This is a genomic window from Urechidicola sp. KH5, assembly GCF_054661455.1.
Genome location: NZ_BAAFSW010000001.1, coordinates 554,900 through 580,737 on the forward strand (window position 1 = coordinate 554,900; position 25,838 = coordinate 580,737).

General features: G+C 33.0%; 28 protein-coding genes. 14 read left to right on the forward strand and 14 right to left on the reverse strand.

Going from position 1 to position 25,838, the window contains the following annotated elements; translation table 11 throughout:
* Positions 1 to 142 precede the first annotated feature (142 nt).
* From ACYQ5R_RS02555 to ACYQ5R_RS02595, 9 genes are all read right to left on the reverse strand, one after another.
* A complete protein-coding gene (locus tag ACYQ5R_RS02555) occupies positions 143 to 1,120 on the reverse strand; it encodes a polyprenyl synthetase family protein (RefSeq protein WP_460189337.1) in 978 nt (325 codons plus the stop codon).
* A gap of 45 nt (positions 1,121 to 1,165) precedes the next feature.
* Entirely contained in the window at positions 1,166 to 2,206 is a 1,041-nt protein-coding gene (gene rlmN / locus ACYQ5R_RS02560) for a dual-specificity RNA methyltransferase RlmN (protein WP_460189338.1), read from the reverse strand.
* Positions 2,207 to 2,293: 87 nt separating this feature from the next.
* On the reverse strand, positions 2,294 to 3,343 hold the full coding sequence (gene queA, locus ACYQ5R_RS02565) for a tRNA preQ1(34) S-adenosylmethionine ribosyltransferase-isomerase QueA (RefSeq protein WP_460189339.1): 1,050 nt from the start codon (positions 3,341 to 3,343) through the stop codon (positions 2,294 to 2,296).
* 121 nt (positions 3,344 to 3,464) lie between these two features.
* Positions 3,465 to 4,673, reverse strand: a complete 1,209-nt coding sequence (locus ACYQ5R_RS02570) for a 3-phosphoshikimate 1-carboxyvinyltransferase (RefSeq protein WP_460189340.1) — start codon at positions 4,671 to 4,673, stop codon at positions 3,465 to 3,467.
* Positions 4,673 to 4,918, reverse strand: a complete 246-nt coding sequence (locus ACYQ5R_RS02575; RefSeq protein WP_460189341.1) for a hypothetical protein — start codon at positions 4,916 to 4,918, stop codon at positions 4,673 to 4,675. Before ACYQ5R_RS02575 ends, ACYQ5R_RS02570 begins: the two co-directional genes overlap by 1 nt.
* A gap of 6 nt (positions 4,919 to 4,924) precedes the next feature.
* Positions 4,925 to 5,251 carry a nucleotide pyrophosphohydrolase gene (locus tag ACYQ5R_RS02580; RefSeq protein WP_460189342.1) on the reverse strand — a complete coding sequence of 109 codons (327 nt, stop codon included), beginning with the start codon at positions 5,249 to 5,251 and terminating at the stop codon, positions 4,925 to 4,927.
* A 65-nt stretch (positions 5,252 to 5,316) separates the two neighbouring features.
* Complete coding sequence (gene aat / locus ACYQ5R_RS02585; protein ID WP_460189343.1) at positions 5,317 to 5,952, reverse strand: leucyl/phenylalanyl-tRNA--protein transferase; 636 nt, start codon at positions 5,950 to 5,952, stop codon at positions 5,317 to 5,319.
* 60 nt (positions 5,953 to 6,012) lie between these two features.
* Positions 6,013 to 6,378, reverse strand: coding sequence for a DUF3127 domain-containing protein (locus ACYQ5R_RS02590; RefSeq protein ID WP_460189344.1), 366 nt, complete (start codon positions 6,376 to 6,378; stop codon positions 6,013 to 6,015).
* A gap of 90 nt (positions 6,379 to 6,468) precedes the next feature.
* The gene (locus tag ACYQ5R_RS02595) at positions 6,469 to 6,639 is read right to left on the reverse strand and encodes a hypothetical protein (RefSeq protein WP_460189345.1); all 171 of its coding nucleotides are present in this window, start codon (positions 6,637 to 6,639) and stop codon (positions 6,469 to 6,471) included.
* A gap of 27 nt (positions 6,640 to 6,666) precedes the next feature.
* Here ACYQ5R_RS02595 and ACYQ5R_RS02600 point away from each other — a divergent pair, with 27 nt between their 5' ends.
* The 5 genes from ACYQ5R_RS02600 to ACYQ5R_RS02620 all read left to right on the forward strand — a co-directional run bounded on the left by ACYQ5R_RS02600 (position 6,667) and on the right by ACYQ5R_RS02620 (position 8,955).
* Positions 6,667 to 7,725, forward strand: a complete 1,059-nt coding sequence (locus ACYQ5R_RS02600; protein WP_460189346.1) for a sensor histidine kinase — start codon at positions 6,667 to 6,669, stop codon at positions 7,723 to 7,725.
* 70 nt (positions 7,726 to 7,795) lie between these two features.
* A complete protein-coding gene (locus ACYQ5R_RS02605; RefSeq protein ID WP_460189347.1) occupies positions 7,796 to 8,119 on the forward strand; it encodes a hypothetical protein in 324 nt (107 codons plus the stop codon).
* 15 nt (positions 8,120 to 8,134) lie between these two features.
* Entirely contained in the window at positions 8,135 to 8,350 is a 216-nt protein-coding gene (locus ACYQ5R_RS02610; RefSeq protein WP_460189348.1) for a hypothetical protein, read from the forward strand.
* 3 nt (positions 8,351 to 8,353) lie between these two features.
* Positions 8,354 to 8,533: a hypothetical protein gene (locus ACYQ5R_RS02615; RefSeq protein ID WP_460189349.1), complete on the forward strand. Its 180-nt coding sequence runs from the start codon at positions 8,354 to 8,356 to the stop codon at positions 8,531 to 8,533.
* 50 nt (positions 8,534 to 8,583) lie between these two features.
* Positions 8,584 to 8,955 (forward strand): tetratricopeptide repeat protein, encoded by a 372-nt coding sequence (locus ACYQ5R_RS02620; RefSeq protein WP_460189350.1) that lies wholly within the window; start codon positions 8,584 to 8,586, stop codon positions 8,953 to 8,955.
* On the opposite strand, the gene ACYQ5R_RS02625 is transcribed toward ACYQ5R_RS02620, so the two are convergent.
* Complete coding sequence (locus ACYQ5R_RS02625) at positions 8,950 to 9,339, reverse strand: HIT family protein (RefSeq protein ID WP_460189351.1); 390 nt, start codon at positions 9,337 to 9,339, stop codon at positions 8,950 to 8,952. The two genes, ACYQ5R_RS02620 and ACYQ5R_RS02625, sit on opposite strands and share 6 nt — an antisense overlap.
* Positions 9,339 to 9,812: a transcription elongation factor GreA gene (gene greA / locus ACYQ5R_RS02630; protein WP_460189352.1), complete on the reverse strand. Its 474-nt coding sequence runs from the start codon at positions 9,810 to 9,812 to the stop codon at positions 9,339 to 9,341. Before greA ends, ACYQ5R_RS02625 begins: the two co-directional genes overlap by 1 nt.
* A gap of 114 nt (positions 9,813 to 9,926) precedes the next feature.
* Between greA and ACYQ5R_RS02635 the strand changes: the two genes are divergently transcribed.
* From ACYQ5R_RS02635 to ACYQ5R_RS02655, 5 genes are all read left to right on the forward strand, one after another.
* Positions 9,927 to 10,337 (forward strand): Rieske (2Fe-2S) protein, encoded by a 411-nt coding sequence (locus ACYQ5R_RS02635; protein ID WP_460189353.1) that lies wholly within the window; start codon positions 9,927 to 9,929, stop codon positions 10,335 to 10,337.
* 63 nt (positions 10,338 to 10,400) lie between these two features.
* Complete coding sequence (locus ACYQ5R_RS02640) at positions 10,401 to 11,561, forward strand: 5-(carboxyamino)imidazole ribonucleotide synthase (protein ID WP_460189354.1); 1,161 nt, start codon at positions 10,401 to 10,403, stop codon at positions 11,559 to 11,561.
* Positions 11,562 to 11,578: 17 nt separating this feature from the next.
* Positions 11,579 to 12,064 carry a 5-(carboxyamino)imidazole ribonucleotide mutase gene (gene purE / locus ACYQ5R_RS02645; RefSeq protein ID WP_460189355.1) on the forward strand — a complete coding sequence of 162 codons (486 nt, stop codon included), beginning with the start codon at positions 11,579 to 11,581 and terminating at the stop codon, positions 12,062 to 12,064.
* 29 nt (positions 12,065 to 12,093) lie between these two features.
* Positions 12,094 to 14,121 carry a M3 family metallopeptidase gene (locus tag ACYQ5R_RS02650; RefSeq protein ID WP_460189356.1) on the forward strand — a complete coding sequence of 676 codons (2,028 nt, stop codon included), beginning with the start codon at positions 12,094 to 12,096 and terminating at the stop codon, positions 14,119 to 14,121.
* 177 nt (positions 14,122 to 14,298) lie between these two features.
* Positions 14,299 to 14,940 carry a hypothetical protein gene (locus tag ACYQ5R_RS02655; RefSeq protein WP_460189357.1) on the forward strand — a complete coding sequence of 214 codons (642 nt, stop codon included), beginning with the start codon at positions 14,299 to 14,301 and terminating at the stop codon, positions 14,938 to 14,940.
* A gap of 864 nt (positions 14,941 to 15,804) precedes the next feature.
* On the opposite strand, the gene ACYQ5R_RS02660 is transcribed toward ACYQ5R_RS02655, so the two are convergent.
* Positions 15,805 to 17,724, reverse strand: a complete 1,920-nt coding sequence (locus ACYQ5R_RS02660; protein WP_460189358.1) for an OmpA family protein — start codon at positions 17,722 to 17,724, stop codon at positions 15,805 to 15,807.
* Positions 17,725 to 18,243: 519 nt separating this feature from the next.
* On the opposite strand from ACYQ5R_RS02660, the gene lpdA reads away from it, so the two are divergent.
* From lpdA to tilS, 3 genes are all read left to right on the forward strand, one after another.
* The gene (gene lpdA / locus ACYQ5R_RS02665) at positions 18,244 to 19,641 is read left to right on the forward strand and encodes a dihydrolipoyl dehydrogenase (RefSeq protein ID WP_460189359.1); all 1,398 of its coding nucleotides are present in this window, start codon (positions 18,244 to 18,246) and stop codon (positions 19,639 to 19,641) included.
* Positions 19,642 to 19,702: 61 nt separating this feature from the next.
* Positions 19,703 to 21,013, forward strand: coding sequence for an anthranilate synthase component I family protein (locus tag ACYQ5R_RS02670; protein ID WP_460189360.1), 1,311 nt, complete (start codon positions 19,703 to 19,705; stop codon positions 21,011 to 21,013).
* 54 nt (positions 21,014 to 21,067) lie between these two features.
* On the forward strand, positions 21,068 to 22,324 hold the full coding sequence (gene tilS / locus ACYQ5R_RS02675) for a tRNA lysidine(34) synthetase TilS (RefSeq protein ID WP_460189361.1): 1,257 nt from the start codon (positions 21,068 to 21,070) through the stop codon (positions 22,322 to 22,324).
* On the opposite strand, the gene ACYQ5R_RS02680 is transcribed toward tilS, so the two are convergent.
* Both ACYQ5R_RS02680 and ACYQ5R_RS02685 read right to left on the reverse strand, forming a co-directional pair.
* The gene (locus tag ACYQ5R_RS02680) at positions 22,321 to 22,521 is read right to left on the reverse strand and encodes a helix-turn-helix transcriptional regulator (RefSeq protein ID WP_460189362.1); all 201 of its coding nucleotides are present in this window, start codon (positions 22,519 to 22,521) and stop codon (positions 22,321 to 22,323) included. The two genes, tilS and ACYQ5R_RS02680, sit on opposite strands and share 4 nt — an antisense overlap.
* Entirely contained in the window at positions 22,511 to 22,993 is a 483-nt protein-coding gene (locus ACYQ5R_RS02685) for a hypothetical protein (RefSeq protein ID WP_460189363.1), read from the reverse strand. The genes ACYQ5R_RS02680 and ACYQ5R_RS02685 overlap by 11 nt, the downstream gene beginning before the upstream one ends.
* 252 nt (positions 22,994 to 23,245) lie before the next feature.
* Here ACYQ5R_RS02685 and ACYQ5R_RS02690 point away from each other — a divergent pair, with 252 nt between their 5' ends.
* Complete coding sequence (locus ACYQ5R_RS02690) at positions 23,246 to 25,837, forward strand: phosphoenolpyruvate carboxylase (RefSeq protein WP_460189364.1); 2,592 nt, start codon at positions 23,246 to 23,248, stop codon at positions 25,835 to 25,837.
* The last annotated feature ends 1 nt before the right edge of the window (position 25,838 follow it).

The following is a 25,838-nucleotide window of genomic DNA, read 5'->3' on the forward strand; positions in this document are numbered from 1 at the left end:
GGGTGCATTATATAGATCAAACGATGTTTGAGCCAAATGTGGATTTACTTTTATTTGTTCTTTAAAAGTTAATGGAGAAATGGTATAGCTCGAACAAGAGACTATAAGAAGCATTGAACATAGAAATAAAATACAATTGAATTTAAATCTTACGTTCAATAACATAATTGACCATTAAATTAAGAGATGATTTAAACTCTGATTCTGGATATGCGTTTAAAATGCTTATTGCCTTTTGTTGGTAGTCTAACATTTTCTGGGTAGTATATTCTATCCCTCCTTTTTCTTTTACAAAAGCAATTACTTCTTTTACACGCTTTTTATTCTTGTTGTGATTTTTTACAGAATTGATGAGCCACTTTCGCTCTTTTGAATCGCAGTTATTAAGCGCATAAATAAGAGGTAAGGTCATTTTTTGCTCCTTGATATCTATTCCTGTAGGTTTCCCGATTTTAGCATCGGTATAATCAAACAAATCATCTTTTATTTGAAAGGCAATTCCAATTAATTCACCAAAGGTTCGCATTTGTTCAATCTCCTCTTCTTTTGCACCTACTGATGCTGCTCCAATACCACAACAAGCTGCAATTAGCGTTGCTGTTTTTTGACGAATAATCTCAAAATACACCTCCTCAGTGATGTCTAGTTTACGAGCTTTTTCAATCTGCAGCAACTCTCCTTCGCTCATTTCTCTTACGGCAACAGAAATTAACTTTAACAAATCAAAATCATCATGATCTATAGAAAGCAGTAAGCCTTTAGACAATAAAAAATCACCTACTAAAACAGCAATCTTATTTTTCCAAAGAGCGTTTAAAGAAAAGAATCCTCTTCGTCTATTTGAATCGTCAACCACATCATCATGCACTAAAGTTGCAGTATGAATCAACTCAATAATCGCTGCACCTCTATATGTTCTTTCATTAAAATTTCCATTAGAAACCATTTTGGCAACTAGAAAAACAAACATAGGACGCATCTGTTTTCCTTTTCTTCTAACTATGTAATGGGTAATTCTATTAAGTAACGGAACCTTTGAAGCCATAGAAGCTTTGAATTTCTCTTCAAAGTTCTCCATCTCTTGAAGAATAGGGAGTTTAATTTGTTCTACGACTTTCATTAAAAATCAAAAGTAAGAAAAGAATTTGTTAGAATAAAAGAGTTTTTAAGACGATTTATTAGCCAACTGTCCGCAAGCAGCATCAATATCTTGACCTCTACTTCTACGCACATTTACAACAATATCATTCATTTCTAAAATAGCCACATAATCATCTATGGCCCTACTTGAAGCTTGTTGAAACTCTCCATCATCAATTGGATTGTATTCTATTAGGTTCACTTTTGCAGGAACGTATTTACAATATTGTACCAATGCGTCTATATCTTCTCTTCGATCATTAATTCCAGCCCAAACAATGTATTCATAAGTTATCATTCGCTTGGTTTTAGCATACCAATATTCTAGCGCTTCTCTTAAATCCTCTAATGGGAATTTCTCATTAAAAGGCATAATACGAGTACGCACCTCATCTATTGCAGAGTGTAAAGAAACTGCTAGATTGAATTTCACTTTATCATCTGCTAGTTTCTTGATCATTTTAGGAACACCAGAAGTAGAAAGCGTTATACGCTTAGGCGACATGCCCAATCCCTCTGGAGAGGTAATTTTATCGATAGACTTTAAAACATTATTGTAATTCATCAATGGCTCGCCCATACCCATAAATACGATATTGGTCAATTTTCTATTGTGATACAACAAGCTCTCTTGATTAATAGCTGCCACTTGATCGTAAATCTCATCCGGATTTAAATTACGCATACGTTTTAAACGTGCCGTTGCACAGAATTTACAATCTAAACTGCAACCTACTTGACTCGATACACAAGCGGTGGTTCTAGAAGGTGTAGGAATCAAAACTGATTCTACCATTAGTCCATCGTGCAGTCTAACAGCATTCTTAATAGTACCATCATTACTACGTTGCATCGTATCAACACTAATATGATTGATTACAAAATTGTCTTCAAGCATTTGACGAGTAGCCTTAGATATATTGGTCATATCTTCAAACGAATGCGCTACTTTATGCCACAACCATTCGTAAACTTGGTTCCCTCTAAAGGCTTTATCTCCTTGAGCTTCAAAAAATTCGCGCAATTGTTCTTTAGTTAAAGAACGAATGTCTTTCTTTTTAGTCAATCTAAAATTATTTATTTGGTAAAGGTACAATTAAAAAAGCTGGTACAACCTAAGTTATACCAGCTCAAATATTTTAAACTGCGATTCTTAAAGAATCAACATAGCATCTCCATAAGAATAGAAACGGTATCCTTCTTTTACGGCTTGATCGTAAGCCTCCATCATTAAATCGTGACCAGCAAAAGCAGAAGTCATCATTAATAAAGTAGACTTTGGCATATGGAAATTGGTAATCATACAATTAGCGATACCAAAATCATACGGAGGGAAAATAAATTTGTTTGTCCACCCTTCATACGGATTCAATCTACTAGCTGTAGAAACAGAACTTTCTAGGGTACGCATAGCTGTAGTACCAACAGCACACACTTTACGTTTCGCATCAAGTGCGTTATTAACAGTATCAACCGCCGCTTGAGGAATAATGATTTGCTCAGAATCCATTTTGTGTTTTGATAAATCTTCAACCTCCACAGGATTAAAAGTTCCTAAACCAACGTGTAAAGTTACATTCGCAAAATCAACACCTTTAATTTCTAAACGCTTTAATAAATGCTTAGAAAAGTGTAAACCTGCAGTTGGCGCTGCAACAGAACCTTCGTGCTCTGCATAAATTGTTTGGTAACGCTCTATATCAGATGGCTCAGCTGCACGTTTGATATATTTTGGTAATGGCGTTTCTCCTTCATCATTCAATCGTTTTCTAAACTCTTCGTACGAACCATCAAATAAAAATCTTAAGGTACGACCTCTAGAAGTTGTATTGTCAATAACCTCTGCTACCAAACTCTCGTCATCTCCAAAAAACAATTTGTTCCCGATTCTAATCTTACGTGCTGGATCAACAAGAACATCCCAAAGACGTTGTTCTGCATTTAACTCACGTAATAAAAACACTTCAATTCTTGCACCAGTTTTTTCTTTCTCTCCATACATTCTAGCAGGAAAAACTTTGGTATTATTTAATACCATCACATCTCCTTCATCAAAATAATCAATCATGTCTTTGAACATCTTGTGCTCAATAGTTTGATCTTTTCTGTTTAATACCATTAAGCGAGATTCATCTCTGTGCTCTGCTGGGTATTCTGCCAATAATTCTGGTGGAAGTTCAAAATTGAATTGTGATAATTTCATATGTGTTTCAAGTATTTTTTTACCGGGTGCAAATATACAACATCGCTATAGGCGTTGTCAAGTGTTTCGCCGAAAAGTTTTTTATTTTCAACCTAAACTTAAAAAATAGAAACGATCGTTTCTATTTGGTTAAATACGCTATGTCCGTCCAGAAATCTGGATAAGATTTAGACACCACTTCAGCGTCTTCAATGATTAACTGTGTTTTTAACAACAATGGGGCAAAAGCCATTGCCATTCTATGGTCATCAAATGTTTTGATGATTTGATTCGAATTAATACTGTTCGAAGCTTTTAAATGCAAACTTTTATCCGTCACAGAAATGTCAGCTCCTAACTTTGTAAGCTCACTTTTTAAAGCCTCCAATCGGTCTGTTTCTTTAATCTTTAAAGTATGTAATCCTGTTAGGTCACAAGAAACACCCAATCCAAAACAAGTAACAGCAATTGTTTGTGCAATATCTGGCGAAGAACTCAAGTCAAAATCGATATGACTTTTAATTGGCAATTCTTTTTTTAGTGTTAATGAGGTACCTTTAAACTCAGAAGAAACACCTAATTCCTTGTACAAAGTAACTAAAGAAGAATCTCCTTGTAAGCTTTTTTCTTTATAAGAATTAATAGTAATCTCTGCTCCTTCACTTAAAGCCGCAAGACTATAGAAATATGAAGCTGAACTCCAATCTGATTCTACTGTTGTTGTAGTATCTGCAATTGTAGGTGTGGGGCTTACTTTTACCGTATTGCCTTCCCAACTATTTTCAATCCCTAATTCAGTTAGTAAACCCAATGTCATGTTGATATAAGGAATTGAAGTTACCTTACCTTCAAATGTAATTTCAATACCATTTTCTAAACTTGGAGCAATTAATAATAAAGCCGATATATATTGACTACTAACACCGCCATCAATCGTAACTTTATAATCTTCTAACTTTTTACCCTTAATTTTTAAAGGTGGATATCCTTCATTACTTAAATATTCAATATCCGCGCCTAAAGAACGTAAGGCGTCAACCAATAATTTAATCGGGCGCTCTTTCATTCTTTTAGAACCTGTAAGTATGGTTTCTCTACCTTCAGCTACCGCATAATACGCAGTTAAAAAGCGCATGGCAGTACCTGCATGATGAATATCAATCTCGAGAGCGTCAGAACCAAGTGCCTTTTGCATTAATTGGGCATCGTCTGAATTCCCTAGATTTTCAATTGTCAAATTAGGGAAGAATTGCCGTAGGATTAATAACCTATTCGATTCACTTTTAGACCCCGTAATTTGAATATTACCTGATAAAGACTTTGAATATTGTGTTAGCGTTTTATTAGCCATTATTTCTTAATAAATTTATAGTATCCTGCTAAAAATAAACCGTATAACAAGGCCAATGCGCCCTGTAAGGTTAGAAATTGTTTCCAATTGTCGTTTGCAAAATAAGTATCTATCATACCTCCTATTCCATCAAATTTAAAAACACCAATAAATATTCTTAATATACTTACAGCAATAAAGAACACGAGTAAAAAGCGCAAGGCTAATTTAAAAAATGAAGCATTTTTATAAGGATTAGACGACATATCTATTTACTTTAATTTTTGATTGTTATGATGACGATCATGATCGCGTTTGGTTTTGATATCCAACTTTTTATCGAAGGACTCTTGCAGATTTACACCTGTTTGATTGGCCAAACAAAGCACTACAAATAAAACATCGGCTAATTCTTCACCAAGGTCTTTGTTTTTATCAGATTCTTTCTCGCTTTGCTCACCATATCTACGTGCGATAATTCGAGCTACCTCGCCAACTTCTTCTGTTAATTGGGCCATGTTGGTCAGTTCGTTAAAATAACGAACACCATGCTCTTTAATCCAATTATCTACTGCTAATTGTGCTCCTTGAATGTCCATTTTACAATCAAAATTTTATGAAGCCGTAAAGATATAGAAACTGTTGAAAGGTTGGTTTTAAAAACCTAAAAATCTCCCTTATTTAAGTGAGCCATAAACTCTTCTCTATCAATTTCTCTAGCGCCCAAACTAGCAAGGTGGTCATTATAAATCTGACAATCTATTAATTCATAATTGTGCTGTTGCACTAAATAAATAAAGGCCACCTTAGAAGCATTACTCACTTTACTAAACATACTTTCTCCACAAAAAACCGTACCTACTTCTACACCGTACAATCCACCAACAAGTTCTTTGTGCTGCCATACTTCTATAGATTTAGCCATACCCAACCTGTTTAAATCGATGTAAGCTTCTTGCATTTCATCTGTAATCCAAGTCCCAAATTCATCTTTTCTTGATATGTACTTACAATTACGAATCACCTCATCAAAAGCTTTATTAACCGTTACCTCAAAACCGCCATCTCTCAAAACTTTACGCATACTCTTACTAACGTTCAGTTCATCAGGAAACAACACCATACGCTCCAATGGACTGTACCAAACAATTGGTTCTCCTTCAGAATACCATGGAAAAATCCCACTATTGTATGCCAATTTTAAACGCTCAATAGACAAATCTCCACCAATGGCTAGCATACCATATTCATTGGCCTTTGACACTGGAGGAAATTTTATATCTGCAGACAATATATGCATAGAATAAAAATAAAAAAACGCATCAATATGACGCGCTTTACTTTATATTATCTTTACCAGTTAGAATGGTAAATCATCTGGCTCATCAGAAGAGAATTCTGAAGCTGGCATTTGCTCCATTGGAGGCATCTCTCCACCTGCAGATGCTGGCTGTAATGTTTCAATTCTCCAACCTTGAATAGAGTTAAAGTATTTAGCAACACCTTCTGGGTTTACCCACTCTCTACCTCTTAAATTGATAGCAATTTTCACATCTTGCCCAACTTGAAAATTGTTTAAGATGTCACATTTATCTTGTACAAACTCAATCAATAACATTTGCGGATATTGCTCATCTGTAGTAAGAACCAATTCTCTTTTTCTAAAACCACTAGCTCCAAACGTTTGAGTTTCATTAATTATTTTAATCTTTCCTGTAACTTCCATTCTTTTAATTTTAGTAGCTACAAATGTACATATTAAAACCTGTTTTTCTGTGTTGAGTTATTAACAGTTTACCAAAACTTTTAACCAATTTTATACCAATAAAGCAGCTTTCTCGTTTGCAGATAAAAGCAACTCATTATTAATAGTATATTTGTGTAAATGGCTGCCCTTAAAAATACCCAAATCACTCGATTCATTTCTATTCTTGCCTCTTTTGGCATAGTTTCTCTTATACTTTGGAACACCTATATATTTTTCCAAAAATTTAAGGAAGAAGAACGCTTAAAAATGGAAATATTAGGTAAAACTTATGAGCGTTTTGGTAAAGTAGACTTGAATGCAGATGTAGAACTCGAACGCTTTATCCAAGGTAGCAACAATACTATACCAATGATTATTACAGATGGTAACGATCAGATTACTTTATGGAGCAACCTAAAAATTGTAGATACACTTTCTTATGGTGATATAGAAATTAAAGATCGTTTGGCGCTTCGTAAACAATTAGAAATTATGAGAAGCCAAAACCCTCCAATAGATGTGAGTTATAAAGTAGAAGGGGTAAACATTCAGCAGTTTATATATTACAAAAATTCTGATTTACTCGACAAATTGAAATATTATCCTTTAGCTCTTGTTTTAATTTTAATTCTATTTTCAAGTGTGATTTTTTTATTCTTTAAATCATCTAGAATTGCAGATCAAAACAAACTTTGGACAGGTATGGCGAAAGAAACCGCTCATCAAATAGGAACGCCTTTGTCTTCTCTTTTAGGTTGGATCGAAATTTTACGAATGGAAAATGTTCCTGAAGAAACCATAGTAGAAATAGAAAAAGATGTAACTCGCTTAAATGTAATTGCAGATCGTTTTTCAAAAATTGGTTCCATTCCTAAACTAGAAATTTCTAATGTAGTAGATGTTACGAAAAATGCTTTTTCCTATTTAAAGGCAAGAAGTTCTAAACAAATAAAGTTTGTTTTCGAAACAGACAATCCGAATTATGAATCAGAAATTAGCGAACAGCTTTTTGGTTGGGTACTCGAAAATTTAGTGAAAAATGCAATTGACGCAATGCAAGGTAAAGGCACTGTAACCATTAAAATTGGAACTCATCTAAAACATATTCAAATATTGATTAGCGATACAGGAAAAGGTATTCCAAAATCGCAATACACTAAGATTTTTACTCCTGGTTTTACAACCAAAAAGAGAGGTTGGGGCTTGGGACTATCATTATCAAAAAGAATAATTGAAGTTTACCACAAAGGAAAAATTACCGTTCAAAAATCAGAAATAGGTAAAGGAACAACATTTAGTATCCTATTAAACAAATCTATTAAGTAGCTGATTTACAGTATTTTTTTGTAATTTCGAGACATCCCTCCTTACTCATCAAACTCAAAATTTGTGTGACATGTCTCAGAAACAAAAATTACTCGTTCTCTTGTGCACACCTTTAATTGTATCAATATATTTAATTAATCATTCTCAAAAACCGCAAAAGCCAAAAGAAATTGCCGCTGCAAGTTTTATCAAATGTACTTCAACTAAATTTTTATTAGATCCAATAGATAGCACTAAACAAATTGCGCCACTATTTAACGATTTAGGCAATCACTCATACAGTATAAGCTCTTCAAAAAAAAGAGCACAAGAATTTTTTAATCAAGGACTAAATTTAACCTATGCCTTTAATCATTCTAAGGCGCATCGTGCATTTTTGGAAGCCACGAGATAAGATAACAATATGACCATGGGATATTGGGGTCAAGCATATGCTCTAGGACCAAATATTAATGACCAATTTCCAGATGAAGAACGAAGAAACAAATCTTACGCAGCTGTTCAAAAAGCTTTTAAACTCGCTGTGAATTCAACTAAGAAAGAACAAGCATTAATTAAAGCATTAACATATAGGTATAGCAATGATTCTACTGATGTAAAAGAATTAAACAAAGCATATATGTAGGCTATGACTAAAGTTATTAAACTATATCCAAACGATGTAGACATTCTTACACTATACGCGGCATCTATTATGAATACAGTACCATGGGATTATTGGGATAAGCAAGGGAATCCTTCACCAAATATTCCAGAGGCAAAAGCAGCGTTGGAAAAAACAATATTATACAAGCCAAAGAAGAACTAGAATCAATTCATAATAGAGATAGTTCTAACGATGATGATAGAATAGAAACTGTGGCTAAGGTTGCGATGGAAATATTAGCTGGGGAAATAGCTGCGACTGAAAGAAATCTTGACAAGGCTATTTCGCATTTTGAAAGTGCTGTTGCATTTGAAGACCAATTACCTTATGATGAACCTACTGTTTGGTATATACCTACAAGGCAAACGTTAGGATTTTATTTATTAAAAGCCAAAAAGTACCAAAAAGCTGAAAGTATTTATTTTCAAGATCTCGAATATTATCGTGATAATGGATGGTCATTAATAGGGCTTCATCATAGTTTGATTGGTCAAAACAAGATGAACGAAGCTGAAATGGTAAAGGAAAAGTTTGAAAAAGTTTGGGAGCTTGTTGATATAGAAATCAACAGCTCCATCTTATAATGCTTCAGCTATTTTAGAAGCTATTGCTTTAAACTTATCTTGACTTAGTTGTTCCTTTTTTGTAAATCGAATGTCTTCCATTGATTGTAATGGAATTAAATGTACATGTACATGCGGTACCTCCAGGCCAATAACAGTCATACCGATTCGCTCACATGGAATAACTTGTCTCATTGCCAAAGCTATTTCTCTTGCAAAAGACATTAGTCCATTATAAGTAGCTTCATCTAAATCAAAAATTTTGTTCATCTCTTTTTTAGGTACAACTAATGTATGTCCAGCTGCATTTGGATTGATATCCAAAAAAGCAAAGAAATCATCGTTTTCTGCCACCTTATAACAAGGTATTTCGCCATTTATAATTTTTGTGAATATAGATGCCATTAGCGAGAAATTTCAATTATTTCAAATTTCATAACTCCATTAGGCACTTGTATCTCTGCAATTTCGCCTTGACTTTTACCAAGTAAACCTTTACCTATTGGTGAATTAACAGATATTTTCCCTTGCTTTAAATCAGATTCAGAATCAGCCACCAACGTATAATTAAACTCCATACCATTGGCAACATTCTTTATCTTTACTTTAGACAATACTAATATTTTAGATGTATCTAATTTAGATTCATCTATTATTCTGGCTTTAGAAAATACATTCTTAAGTTTCGCAATTTTTAACTCTAATAAAGACTGCTCTTCTTTCGCAGCATGGTATTCTGCATTCTCACTTAAATCACCTTTATCCCTTGCATCAGCAATTTCTTGTGATACTCTTGGGCGCTCAACATTTTCCAAATACTCTAACTCTTCCTTTAATTTTTGGAATCCTTCTGGGGTGTAATAAGAAATTTCACTCATAACGCTTCATTTTTAACTAAAAAATCTCAATACCATAACGGCTTGAGACTTATTACAAATGTATAAAATATTTGTAAATTACGCACGTTTTAAAGGCACCATTTCAAATTTAACATGAAAAAAAACCTTCTTATCTTCTGTGCAATCAGCCTGTTTTCTTGTGATAACGACGATTCCTTTCAGAATTGCGACATCATAAACAACGTAACAGTTAATTTGGTAAATCCGCAATTTTCAAATTTACTTACACCAGGTGGTTGGGCCTATTCTGCTGGAGGACCGTATGGAATAATTTTATACAATGCAGGTACATCGTACAAAGCATTCAGTAGAGAATGCCCAATCAATAATAATTGTACGCAACAAATGATTGTTGAAAACGACATTAAAATGGTGTGCCCTTGCGATGATAGTGAATTCAGTATTTTGGATGGAACCCCTCAAACTGAAGGGGTAACAGTTGCGGTTTGCGAATTTAGAGTTACGCAAGTAAACAACAATATTTTGGATGTTTCTAACTTTTAAGTTCAACCAATTATTTCTTTCTAAAAAAATCGGAAATCCCTATTTTTGTGCGAAACTTTGTACGTGAGCAATTATTATTCTTCAGACTTTAAATTAGGTGTTTTAGGAGGTGGTCAACTCGGTAAAATGCTACTTACAGAAACACAAAAATTTGATATTCATACCGCCGTTTTAGACAAGGCTGCAGATGCACCTTGTGCTAAAATATGCCACGAATTCCATCAAGGAGATTTAATGAATTTTGAAGATGTTTATGCCTTTGGTAAAAAGGTTGATTTACTAACCATTGAAATTGAAGGTGTAAATGTTGACGCTTTAGAAAAATTAGAAAATGAAGGATTAACGGTTTATCCAAAACCTTCTATTTTAAGAACTATTCAAAATAAGGCTACACAAAAAGCATTTTTTGACAGTAATAATATTCCAACTTCTCCATTTCAAAGATTTGAAACTGTTGAAGCATTAAAATCGGCTGTTTCAGATGGAATGGTAAGCATTCCTTTTGTTTGGAAGAGTGCTCAATTTGGTTATGATGGCATGGGAGTTAAAATTGTAAAGTCAGAAAGTGATTTACAAAACTTAGCTGACACAGAATGTATTGCAGAAGCGTTAGTTCCTTTTAAAAATGAATTAGCAGTTATCGTAGCAAGAAATGCTAACGGAAACATAAAAACCTACCCTGTGGTAGAAATGGAATTTCATCCAGAAGCAAATCAAGTAGAGTATGTGATTTGTCCTGCTAGAATTGAAGATAGTGTTGCAGAAAAAGCAACGAAGGTTGCATTATCTGTTGCAGAGGCATTTGATTTTGTTGGACTATTAGCCGTAGAAATGTTTCAAACACAAGATAATGAAATATTGGTGAATGAGGTAGCGCCTCGCACGCACAATAGCGGACATTATAGCATTGAAGCTTCTAACACAAGTCAGTTTGAACAGCATGTTAGAGCCGTATTAAATTTACCTTTAGGCGACACAGCTAGTAAGGTTGCAGGAGTTATGGTTAATCTAGTTGGAGCTGAAGGTCATACAGGAGAAGTTGTATACGAAGGGATGGATGCTATTTTAAGTAAACCAGGAGTTACTCCACATATTTACGGTAAAAAACAAACAAGGCCTTTCAGAAAAATGGGACATGTTACAATTATACACCCTGATGTAAATGAAGCTAGAAAATTGGCAGCCACCGTAAAACAAACAATTAAAGTAATTAGCAAATCATAATAATTAAAATTTAGATTATGGGTAAAGTAGGTATCATAATGGGAAGTAATTCAGACTTACCTGTTATGCAAGGAGCTATTGATATATTAGCTGGATTCGATATTCAAACAGAGGTTGATATTGTATCGGCACACAGAACACCAGAAAAACTTTTTGACTATGCAAAAAATGCACATGAAAGAGGTATCTCTGTTATTATTGCTGGAGCAGGTGGGGCTGCTCACTTACCAGGTATGGTGGCTTCTATGAGCCCATTACCTGTAATTGGTGTTCCTGTAAAATCGAGAAATTCAATTGATGGATGGGATTCTGTGCTATCTATCTTACAAATGCCATCAGGAGTTCCTGTTGCAACTGTTGCACTTGATGGTGCCACTAATGCTGGTATTTTAGCCGCTCAAATTATAGGAGCAGCTGATAAATGTGTTTTAGATAAAATTTTGGTTTACAAAGAAAGTTTAAAAACTAAAGTAATTAAAGCCTCAGAAGAACTTAAAAAATAGATATAACGCTATTAATTCATCCTACTTTTATGAATCCGCTATTACAAGATTTTAATACTCCATTCACTTCTGCTCCTTTCTCTCAAATTAAAGACGAGCATTTTCAACCTGCTTTTGTTAAAGCAATTGCAAATGCAAAAAAAGAGATTGATGAAATAACATCAAATAAAAGTGAACCTACTTTTGAAAACACCGTTGAAGCGTTAGAATTTGCAGGAATGCAATTGAAACGCATTAGTAGTATTTTTTTCAATTTGAATTCTGCTGAAACCAATTCTGAAATTCAAAAAATAGCGCAAGAAGTTTCACCTTTACTTGCTGAGTTTGGAAATGACATTCGTTTGAATGAAGATTTATTCAAAAGAGTAAAAGTAATCTTTGATGCTCAGTCTGAACTAAATCTAAATCCTGAACAAACCATGTTATTGAGCAATCAATACAAAATGTTTGTACGTAATGGTGCAAATTTAAATGAGGATGAAAAAGCGAATCTGAGAAAAATAGATACTGAATTATCTACATTATCTTTAAAATTTGGAGAGCATGTGTTGGCAGATACCAATGCTTTTGAACTGCATCTTACAGATGAAAATGATTTAGCTGGTTTACCTGAGGGAACCAAAGAAGCTGCAGCTTTAACGGCTAAACAACGCAATAAAGATGGATGGGTATTTACACTTGACTATCCAAGCTATGTGCCTTTTATGACTTATGCAGATAATAGAAAACTTAGAGAAGAATTATCAAAGGCATTTGGCGCTAAAGGGTTTAAAGGTGATGGCAATGACAATAAAGAAACTGTATTAAAAATTGCGCAACTCCGATTTGAAAGAGCGCAATTATTAGGTTATAAAACGCATGCTGATTTTGTGTTAGAAGAACGTATGGCAGAGTCGCCCCAGGTGGTAACTGAATTTTTAAATGATCTTTTAGAAAAAGCAAAACCAGCTGCTCAAGAAGAGTTTTCGGAGGTTGAAGAATTGGCAAAAAAAGATGGAATTGAGGTTCTACAAAAATGGGACGGCGCTTACTATTCTGAAAAATTAAAGAAGCAAAAATTCAATTTTGATGAAGAGCAATTAAAGCCATATTTCAAGCTAGAGAATGTTTTAAATGGTGTCTTTGAAGTTGCGAATAAACTTTTTGATTTAAACTTTGAACCTATTTCTGAAATAGACACGTATCATGAGGATGTAAAGACGTATAGAGTAACTAATGAAAATGATGAACTGGTTGCTATTTTTTATGCAGATTTTTTTCCTAGAGAAGGTAAAAGAAATGGTGCATGGATGACTTCGTTTAAAGATCAATGGAAGTGTAATGGAGAGAACTCCAGACCACATATTTCAATTGTATGCAACTTTACAAAACCTACTGAATCTAAACCATCATTACTAACATTTAATGAGGTTACCACCTTATTTCACGAATTTGGTCATGCATTGCACGGTATGTTAGCTGACACAGTTTATCCAAGTATGTCTGGTACAAGTGTGCGTTGGGACTTTGTTGAATTACCGAGTCAAATATTAGAGAATTGGTGTTATGAAAAAGAAGCGCTAAGTCTCTTTGCAAAGCACTTTGAAACTAATGAAACAATCCCGATGGAATTGGTTAAAAAAATTAAAGATGCCTCTAGCTTTCTAGAAGGATTAGCGACAATGCGTCAATTGAGTTTTGGTATTTTAGATATGAATTGGCATGGTGTTAATCCCTCGGAAATAACAGATGTAAAAGCATATGAAAATAAGGCATTTAAAAATACTTCTCTCTATCCAGATGTAGCTGAAAACTGTATGAGTACTGCCTTTTCTCATATTTTTCAAGGTGGCTATTCTTCTGGTTACTATTCTTACAAATGGGCAGAAGTATTAGATGCAGATGCGTTTGAATTCTTTAAATCAGAAGGTATTTTTAATAAAGAGGTTGCCAATAAATTTAAGACGCATGTTCTATCACAAGGAGGCACCCAAAAGCCAATGGATTTATATGTTGCCTTTAGAGGTAAAAAACCTTCTAATGAAGCTTTGTTAAAAAGAGCAGGACTTTTAAAATAAATTGTAAATGATTCGCGTTTTTTGGTAATGCGCGTCTTTACTTTTTTAGTTCACTTTTTAATATTTACTTTTCTTACTATACTTACCCAAGTTGGCGGAATACTATGGGTAGTTGCTCTCATCATTAGACATTTTTGGAAACTAAAACTCCGATATGTTTTCGTAATAATTTATTTAGTGGCCAACTTTCTATTTGTTCCAATTATTGCAAAAAAATTTGGTAGAGTTCCGTTGCCTAGAACTAAAACCGAAAACATAATTCCAGTTAATTTTTGGTATCCACTATTTTTTCGCAATTATACATCTATCGAACTTAATCAAACGCTAAAAAACATAAGTAAAGAATTTAATTCTAAATATAAAATCCAAATAGTTTACCTAGACGCTTGTTTCCCTTTTATTAAAGGTTTCCCTTTACTACCTCATCTTTCGCATAATGATGGAGATAAAATTGATTTAAGCTTTATCTACACCGATAAAAATGGTCAACTTACGACTAAAAAACGAAGCTATACTGGTTACGGTATTTTTGAAGAGCCAAATTCTAAAGAAGTACAAATGACAGAACTATGCAAGCGAAAAGGGTTCCGGCAATATGACTTCACCAAATACCTCACTGGCCCAAAAAATACGACTGTGGAGTTCAATAGAATGGCGACACGAGATCTAATTATTTCTATTTTAAAACAACAAAGTGTTAAAAAGGTTTTCATTGAACCCCACCTCATTAATCAACTCTCAATTGACTCAAACAAGCTGAAATTTCATGGCTGTCAAGCAGTTAGACACGATGATCACATTCATTTACAATTAAACTAACCGTCCTCTTAAATTAACAAAATGCATGTTTTTAACAATAAATGGTATGTTTTTTCAAATAAAATTTGGAGGAGAAATATAAATACCTTACTATTGTAGTGTAAAATTATTTCAAAACCCCACAATTCCCCACAAAAATGGAATTAATTTTAACCAAACCTAACGCTTTTTTACTGAGTTCTTCAGTAGTTCGACCTGTTCCACCAGAAAAGGTAAGTCTAACAGCGATTAGCATCCGAAAAATTTTTTCATTATTACGAGTTGGGACTGTTCTCTTAAAAAGAGAACAAAAAAGCATAGGTTTTTTATTAATTAGAAAACGTAAGACTTTTAAAATACATTTTAGTAGGAAAGGATAAATCAGTCGTAACAGGTAAAATGATTATTCCCACAGTAAGCATTTTACACAAAAGTTGCGACTAGGTTTATTCTAAGTTTTCTAGCTTTTCTCATCCATATTAACTGAAGTTAACAAAGTTTTATTCTTAATTGTAATTTATTTCTACTCGATTACAAATCCGAATGATTAATATTTGGCTTCAATAAATGAACATTAAAAGTCTGACACTTCAAATGTTTCTTATTCAAATCTTAAAATCTAAATCATACAGATATGGAAATTGCAGTCGACTAAAACGAATTCAACCAGAATTATTCTACACATATTTTATAAAAAAATAACATGCCTCCTCTTTGAGCGTAGCATGCTTTATTGATATAAAAAAGCAGTCACACACTTTAAAATTCTAGTCCCCACAACAATAATTTTAAAGTCATCACGTGCGACTGCTAAACAATTGCTAACTCAAGAATCTTATTGTCCCCACAACAACGAATAGCTTGAGCCGTTTAGCAATTGCTACATTATTTCATTTTCAAAATAATAAATTCAGTTCTTCTATTTAATTGATGCTCCTCTTCAGAACACTTTACCCCATCGGTGCAATTATTTACTAAATTAGACTCTCCCAAACCTTCGTATTTGGTAATTCGATCTTTTGAAACGCCTTGTTCAACAATGTATTTATAGGTTAATCTTGCTCTATTTTGAGAGAGTGTTAAATTATAAACGTCTGAAGCCCTACTATCAGTATGTGACTCAAGTCTAATTACCATATCCGGATATTTTTGCATTAAAGCAACAACTTTATCTAACTCTTTTGCTGCATCTGGCCTAATGAAAGACTTATCTAAATCAAAATATATCGTCTCTAAATTTGCCAATAACTCAACATTTTCAATTGGAGCTAATCCAATGTTTAGATCAACTATAATTTCTTTCTGCTCATCAATACCATGTGAATTGAACTCTTTAGTCATACTGGTATATTTCTCTTTAGCTCCTTCTAAAATAAAGTTCTCATCTCGCGGTATTAAATGCTCATAACTTCCGTCCTCTTCTGTTATAAAGTAAGCTAACTCTTCACCGTTCTTTCTTTTTAAAATAACTTTCGCTCTTGCAATGGGATTATCATTTGCATTATCAAATATATGTCCTTTTAACCTTAAAGGAGGGATTCTATTAAACCTATAAATATCGTCGTTACCAATACCGCCAAATCTATTCGAAGAAATATAGCCTTTAAAACCTTCTGTATCTAAAAAGTAACCAAAATCATCTTTTTTACTATTTATAGGTGCACCTAAATTAATCACATTCAAAAACACTCCGTTTTCATCTTTCACCGTTGCAAACACATCTAATAACCCCATACCAACATGTCCATCAGATGAAAAATACAATACTCCATCAGAATGAATAAAAGGAAAGCTTTCATTTCCTTCAGAATTTACAATTGGCCCTAAGTTTTCTGCTTCTCTAATACTACCATCTTCATTAACAGTAGCTAAATATATATCTGTGCCACCATACCCACCTGGCATATCCGATGCAAAATACAACTGTTTTCCATCCTCACTTACAGAAGGGTTGTATACCAAATAATTTGGGTTATTTAGAACTATTGGCTCAACATTTACCCAATAACCTTCTTTCAATGTAGCTGTATATATACCCACTTGTCCGGTGCCCTCATCATCTTTAATTTTTTTATTTCCTTTATGATTATTTCTGGAAAAATACATTGTTGTACCATCTGATGTAAAACTCACAGAACCATCGTGAAACATTGGTGTATTTACTTCTCCTTCTAAAGGAGCTGTGTTTACTACTGTAGCATTTTCTTTGTCTGTAATATAGATATCTAGATGTGGCTGCTCATCCCAAGCATATATTCTTTTAGTCGTTACTCCATCATCTCGTGATGAAGTAAACACTATTTTATCTCCTAAATCAAAGGCTCCATATTCATTGTATTCTGTATTAATATTCATTGCATGAAGTGTATATCTTTCATAACTATTGAAAATACCACTTGCCAGATCCTCATTATTAAAGAATTCTTTTAATCTAGAATCATCTTTATTTCCTTTATCTCTAAATAGCTTTATCCACTTTTTAGAGGCTTTATAATTTCCAGTAGCCCTTAACACCAATGCATAGTAATAATAGTACTCTGAAGGAACATTTTCTTGAGCAACAACATCCTTATATATTGACAGTGCATTTTCAGGTTGTCGTAACATTAAATAAGCATCACCCAATTTTCGCTGAGCGTACTGAATGTTATCTTCATTATCAATCATCTTTTGATATTGCTCAACAGCTTTTACAAAGGCGAAATTATTAAAAAAATGATCTGCTTTTTTCTGTCTAGAAGTTTGACCAACAGCTGAAACACCTATAAAGACAAAAGCAATAAGAAGTATGACTGATTCTTTCATAATTTATCTTTAATTTACTAAAAATACGTAGGAAAATTCAATTTTTCTTTTCATTACTTCAATCTGATAAATCATATCGTTAAAAAGTATCGAACTAATATCTCAAATACATTCATCTAGTCTTTTATAGACTGATTCAACATAAGAGAATCTAATAGTTAATCTATTGTAAATAATTCGATTCGAAATTTAAATTATTAAGTCTTTTTTACAACAAAATAAAAAACGAATCTCAAATATAAGCTAGGGGCTAAAAATACTATATATGGTAATTTTCTAGAATTTCTCGCATCTATAAAAAATACTAATTATTCATAAATTAAAGTTAAACTTACTATTCTTCTCAATTATCTTTAATAAGATATTTAACTAAAGGAATGGGAGTAATAGAATTAATTAATAAAAAGGAGGGATAATACAAATGAAATGAAAGCCATATTTCTACCTTAAAAGACAAATATTTAGGCCCAAATAAAACTATTTGCCTTACATTTGTTACCCAATAAATTTTCAGAAACTATGAACAAATACGATGCAACCGTTATAGGTTCAGGACCAGGTGGTTATGTTGCTGCGATACGTTGCGCACAACTAGGATTAAAAACAGCGATTATTGAAAAATACGATACGTTAGGAGGTACATGTTTAAATGTTGGATGTATTCCTTCGAAAGCTTTATTAGATTCATCACATCATTATCACGATGCTGTAAATCACTTTGAAAAGCATGGTATAGGTACTGGAGAATTGAAAGTAGATTTTGCACAGATGATTAATCGCAAAAATGAAGTTGTTGAGCAAACATGCGCTGGTGTTGACTTCTTAATGAACAAAAATAAAATTGATGTTTATAAAGGATTTGGAAGTTTTAAAGATGCTACTCATATCAACATCACTTCAAAAGATAAAACGGAGACTATTGAATCTGCCAAAACCATAATTGCTACTGGTTCAAAACCAGGTTCACTTCCTTTTATTACCATTGATAAAGAACGCATTATAACTTCTACAGAAGCTCTTAGCTTAAAAGAAATTCCAAAGAAGTTAGTGGTTATCGGTGGTGGTGTTATCGGATTAGAACTAGGTCAAGTATATAGCAGATTAGGTTCTGAAGTTTCTGTTATAGAATACATGCCGAAAATTGTACCGGGTATGGATGGTATGCTTTCTAAAGAATTACAAAAGTCTTTAAAAAAGCAAGGTATTAAATTTTTCACTAGTCATAAAGTTACTTCTGTTGAAAACAAGGGAGATCAAGTGGTAGTAACTGCTGATGATAAAAAAGGAAATCCAATAACTTTTGAAGGAGACTATTGTCTGGTATCTGTAGGCCGTAGACCGTATACAGATAAATTAGGATTAGAAAATGCTGGTGTAAATGTTAATGACAGAGGTCAAGTAGAAACGAATAATCATTTACAAACCAATGTTCCAAATATCTACGCAATTGGAGATGTAGTAAAAGGTGCAATGTTAGCCCATAAAGCAGAAGAAGAAGGAACCATGGCTGCTGAAATTATTGCAGGTCAAAAACCACATATTGACTACAACTTAATTCCAGGTGTTGTTTATACATGGCCAGAAGTTGCAGCAGTTGGAAAAACTGAAGAAAAACTTAAAGAAGAAGGTATTAAATATAAAGCAGGAAGTTTTCCTATGAGAGCTTTAGGAAGAGCAAGAGCTAGTATGGACATTGATGGTCAAGTAAAAGTATTAGCACATGCAGAAACTGATGAAATTTTAGGTGTGCACATGATAGGAGCAAGAGCAGCAGATATGATTGCTGAAGCTGTAATTGCCATGGAATTTAGAGCATCTGCCGAAGATATTGCAAGAAGCTCTCATGCTCACCCAACTTTTACAGAAGCTATTAAAGAGGCTTGTTTAGCAGTAGACGGACGAGCAATTCACAGTTAAAATAATTGAATCTCAATATAGAGTCCTTTCTAAATGAAAGGACTTTTTTATTTTTGTTAATATGCGAATTAGCAAGAAAATACGTATTTCAAATCAAACAAGTTTTAAAAGCAAATTGTTGCAATGGGCGCAGCAAGAAGAGTTTATTGTTTGGTTAGATTCAAATGAGCAACGAAGCTTAAATAGCAAAGAGTATTCTAGTTTTGATGGCGTATTAGCTTTAGGAAGCCATCAATTATTAGAACTGAATTATAGAAATGCTTTTGAAAGACTCACTCATTTTCATAACAATGCCAAAGACTATATTTTTGGTTACCTAGGTTACGATTTAAAAAATGATATTGAAGCTTTAAGCTCTAACAATAATGACAATCTTAACTTTAAAGACCTCTTATTTTTTCAGCCCAAAAAATTATTTTTTTTTCATCAAAATGAAGTAGAGCTTCGGTATCACTTAGATTATGAAATGGATATTGAAGGTGACATTGAAGCTATTTTAAATGGTGTTAACAATAATACTTATGCTCCAATCAAAACAAGTATTGTCCCTAGAATTAACAAAGCTGAATACTTAAAAAATGTTCAAAAAGCTATTCAACATATTCAACGCGGAGATGTATATGAACTAAATTTTTGTCAAGAATTTTATGCTAGAGAAACCCAAATTGAGCCATTAGAAATTTATAACAAACTAAACGAAATCTCACAACCTCCATTTGCCACTTTTCTAAGGACTAAAGACAAGTTTTTATTGTCTGCCTCTCCCGAACGATTTTTAAAACGCGTTGGTAACCAAATTATATCTCAGCCCATAAAAGGGACTATCAAAAGAGGAATAAACTCAGAAGAAGACAAACAACTCAAAAATCAATTAGCCGCAGATGTAAAAGAAAGAGCTGAAAATATTATGATTGTTGATTTAGTACGGAACGATCTTTCTAAAATAGCAATTAAAGGAAGTGTTAAAGTTACAGAATTGTGCAAAGTATATCCATTTAAGCAAGTACATCAAATGATATCAACAGTAGTAGCAGAAGTAGCTCCAACTACTAATTCTATTAATGTAATTAAGGATTTATTTCCAATGGGGAGTATGACCGGTGCGCCAAAATACGCTGCTATGAACATTATTGAAAACCTTGAAAGCACAAAAAGAGGTTTGTATTCTGGAGCCGTAGGATACATTGCCCCTAATGGCGATTTCGATTTTAATGTTGTAATAAGAAGTATTCTTTACAATGCAACTAACAAATATGTTTCTTTCTCTGTTGGCGGTGCTATTACGGCCAAATCCCATCCTGAAAAAGAATATGAAGAGTGCTTGTTAAAAGCAAGAGCAATGCGACAAGTTTTATTAGATATCGATTCGTAACTTTATACTGTGATCAATACTTTTAAAGTACATATACAAAAACAATTTCCGCAATTGGAGACCTGTAAAGTGTTAGCAACAGTTTCAGGAGGAATAGATAGTATGGTACTTTGTGACTTACTGAAAAAATTAAACATCAATTTTAGTATCGCACATTGCAACTTTAACTTAAGAGGTGAAGAAAGCGATGCTGATGAAATTTTTGTAGCAGAATGGGCTAAGAAAAATAAAATTGTATTTTACAGAAAAGATTTTGACACCAAATCCTACGCTACCAACCAGAAGATCTCTATCCAAATGGCTGCAAGAGAACTTCGATACACTTGGTTTAAAGAATTAGTTACTGAGCACAAATTTGATTTTACTGCAACTGCACATCATCAAGATGATGCATTAGAAACTTTTATTATTAACTTAAGCAGAGGCACTGGTATAAATGGATTAACTGGTATTCAAAAACAGCATAACAAAATTATCAGACCACTACTACCCTTTTCTAAAGAAACTATTTTGAGGTATGCCAAATCTCAAAATTTGAAATGGCGAGAAGATCAAAGTAATAAAGACATTAAATACCTTCGCAATAAAATCAGGCATCAAATTACACCTAACTTAAAAGAATTGAATCCTCAATTTTTAAAGAATTTTGAAGAAACAACAAAACATTTAGAGAAGTCAAAATCTTTTATAAAAAATCAAATCAATACCATATTTAAAGATGTAATTGAATCAGATTCAGACGTAATTAAAATTTCTTTGAATAAATTAAATAGTTATTCAGACCAAGAATTTATTCTTTATGAAATGCTCAAAACTTATGGATTTACAGAATGGAATGATATCAATCATTTGATTTCTGCACAGTCCGGAAAAGTCGTTTATAGCAAAACACATCGCCTTTTAAAGGATAGAGAAAGCCTACTACTATCTTCTAAAAAACAAATTGAACAAAAAGACAAAAGCATTTTTGAAATTAGCAGAGGTACCAAAATAATTGAACTTCCAGAATTCAGTTTTAATATTTCAAACAGCCCTAAAGAAGAAGGTATAAACATTGCGACTAACAAATTAATCTACCCTCTTGTTATTAGAAAAAAACAAGACGGCGATTTTTTCTATCCTACAGGAATGGAAGGCAAAAAGAAAATTAGCAAGTACTTCAAAGATCAAAAGTTCTCTTTGTTAGAAAAAGAAAAAACTTGGGTATTAGTAAACGGAGACGGAGCTGTTATTTGGATTATCAATCACAGGCAAGACAGAAGGTTTATGACAACAAATATCGACGAAGCAATTAACATTTCTCTTGCCTAGTCATTCTCATCTAAGAAAAATATATCGTTTACATTCTTTCCAAAAATAGCAGCTATCTTTAATGCTAATACTGTAGATGGCACATATTTATTCAATTCCATCGCATTAATTGTTTGCCTACTAACCCCAATCATTTCTGCCAATTGTGCTTGAGTTATACTCTTTATGGCACGTTCCACCTTTAAGTTATTCTTCATGTGCCATAAATTTTGAAGTTTTATATAACATATAATGGAAACGTATTATAAAGATAATAAGAATGGTAAACATATTGTAAATAATCACTTTTAAAAAAGGTGAATCAAAAACAAAAATTATAGCGAACAATAAGAAGGCATAATTTACATACACAGACCAAAGTAAAGACTCTGTTCTGATTTTGCTAATGTATTCATCCTCTTGCTTTGTTGCACTAAAACCTACCAGTAAACCACCAATAATTAAAAGCACAGAAGCTAATTCATCAGCAATGTTATTGGTTGACCATTTTAAGGATTCATTTACGGTAAACAACCCTCCATCCTCACCTAATAAAGGAAATACCAATACTTTAATAGTTGGAACTTCAAATTCATTTGCTAATAAAATAACACCTAGAATGAATCCAGATCCAAATAATAACCAACCTAACTTTTTATATTTTGAGGGAAATAAGAAACGTGTTTTCATATCAATAATTGATTTAATTTTTATCAAATGTAAAGTTTTTTTTACTTTATGTAAAATTTATCAAACATTTGTTTTTAATAAACAGCAACAATACTTAATTTTAATATTGTTAATACCTTAAAATATCACTCTCTTTTTTTTGATATTAATGAATAAGTAGTCAAATCAATAAATTAAGTTGAAATCTACAACACTCGTATATAGTTATTAAGCTTTCTGTTGTAATTTCGTGCAAAACATGCAATAAACACAATGGCAACTAAAACAAAATTAAAACGCTTTAACGATAGTGTACTCGATAAATTTCAAATGTACAACAGCGTATTCACCGGTTTGCCTTTTGATAGTATAAACAATACCGGTGTTTTGCTTCCTTTATTTCACGAAACTTGTGTTAAAGGTTTTCAAAACAAAAAAAACCCAACTGAGATTGTAGAACATTTTTTCAAAAAATACCAAGACAATCCGTCAGAAACAGAACAAATTGATTTACTTTTTAGATTTATTCAATATATAGAACGCCAAGTAGTATTATTTGATGCTATTGAAGATTCTGCATTCCCGATCATTAACAATATGAATGGTTTAGGTACGCTAAGAAATGTAAAAGAAATTGCCAAATCGACACATAAGAAAGAAGAGTTAATTGAACTTTTAAATGAGTTTAAAGTGAGAATAGTTTTAACAGCTCACCCAACTCAGTTTTATCCAGGTGCCGTATTAGGTATTATTACAGATTTAACAGCTGCAATTAAAGAAGGTGATTTGGTAATTATTAAAAAATTACTAGCTCAATTAGGAAAAACACAATTTTTTAAACAATACAAACCTACTCCATTTGATGAGGCTGTAAACCTAATATGGTATTTAGAAAATGTGTTTTACCACTCATTTTCAAAAATCACAAACTATATTCAGCACAATATCGCTTCAGATATGAGCCTAGAAAATGAGGTTGTAAATATTGGCTTCTGGCCAGGGGGTGATAGAGATGGGAATCCATTTGTTACTACTGAAATTACCCTTAAAGTTGCAGAAAGATTACGTCATACCGTTATGATTAACTATTTCAGAGATTTGCGTAAACTAAAGCGTAGATTAACGTTTGAAGGTGTTAAAGATACCATATTTGATTTAGAAAGACGTGTGTACGAAGAAATTACATTCCCTGTATCGCAACGTAAACAATTAAAATTAGATGAGTTTAAAAGCGCACTACTAAAGGTAAGAGAAGTTTTAATCTCAACTCACAAATCATTATTCTTAGATGAGTTAGATGATTTAATCAATAAAGTAAATCTATTCGGCTTCCATTTTGCTACTTTAGATATCAGACAAGACAGTAGAGTTCACCATGCTGCATTTACAGAATTAATTAATGAATTAAGAGCAGAAGGAGACACTACTTTCCCGGTTGAATTTGATAATTATAGTGCTGAAGAACAGGTTGAATTCTTATCGACTGTTAAAGGTAAAATTAAGACCGAAGGCTATAAAAATGAGGTTGTAGATAAAACCATTGGTTCTATTTACGCATTAAAAACCATTCAAAAGAAAAATGGTGAAGTGGGCTGTAATCGTTACATTATTAGTAACAACCAAACTGCCTTAAACGTAATGGAAACCTTTGCAATGTTGAATCTATGTGGATTCGGCAGCAAACTTCCTGTTGATGTTGTGCCGCTTTTTGAAACGGTAGACGATTTAATGGCTGCAGATAAAGTAATGGAACAATTGTACCAGAACAAGGCATACATGAAACATCTAAAAAACCGTAACTACAAGCAAACTATAATGTTAGGTTTTTCTGACGGAACAAAAGATGGTGGTTATTTAATGGCCAATTGGGGTATTTACAAAGCCAAAGAAAATCTTACTGCAATGTCTAGAAAATATGGCATTAAAGTAATCTTCTTTGATGGCCGAGGAGGACCTCCAGCTCGTGGTGGCGGTAAAACACATCAGTTCTATGCTTCGTTCGGACCAGCAATAGAAAATCAAGAAATACAATTAACGATTCAAGGACAAACTATTAGTTCTAATTTTGGAACACTAGAATCTTCTCAATATAATTTAGAGCAATTGTTAAGTGCCGGAATCTCAAATCAATTGTTTAAAGGAGATCGAAACAAGTTGTCAGATGAACAGAAAGCCTTAATCAATGATATGGCCGAAACTAGTTATGAAGCCTATAGTGCATTCAAAGCGCATCCTAAGTTCTTATCATATTTAGAACAAATGAGTACGCTAAAGTATTATGCTAAAACCAATATTGGCTCTAGACCATCAAAACGATCAAAATCATCATCTCTAAATTTCTCAGACTTAAGAGCAATTCCGTTTGTAGGATCTTGGAGTCAGCTTAAGCAAAATGTACCTGGTTTCTTTGGAGTTGGTACAGCCATACAGAAATATGAAGAGAAAGGAGAAATACAGAAAATTAAAGACCTCTACAATCAATCTGATTTCTTTAAGACATTACTAGAAAACAGTATGATGTCTTTATCAAAATCATTCTTCGAACTTACTTCTTATATGGCAGATGACCCTGAGTATGGAGAATTCTGGAAATTAATTTATGAAGAATACAAGTTGTCTAAGAGATTGATACTAGAAGTTGCAGGCTTTACCAAATTAATGGAGAATAGCCCTGAAGGAAAAGCTTCTATTGAAGTAAGAGAGCATATTGTATTACCTTTATTAACAATTCAACAATACGCATTAAGAGAAATTCAAAAGATGAAAAAAGATGCCAAAGCAGATCCTGCAAGAATGGAAACATTTGAAAAAATGGTAACGCGTTCATTATTTGGAAATATCAATGCAAGCAGAAACTCTGCATAAT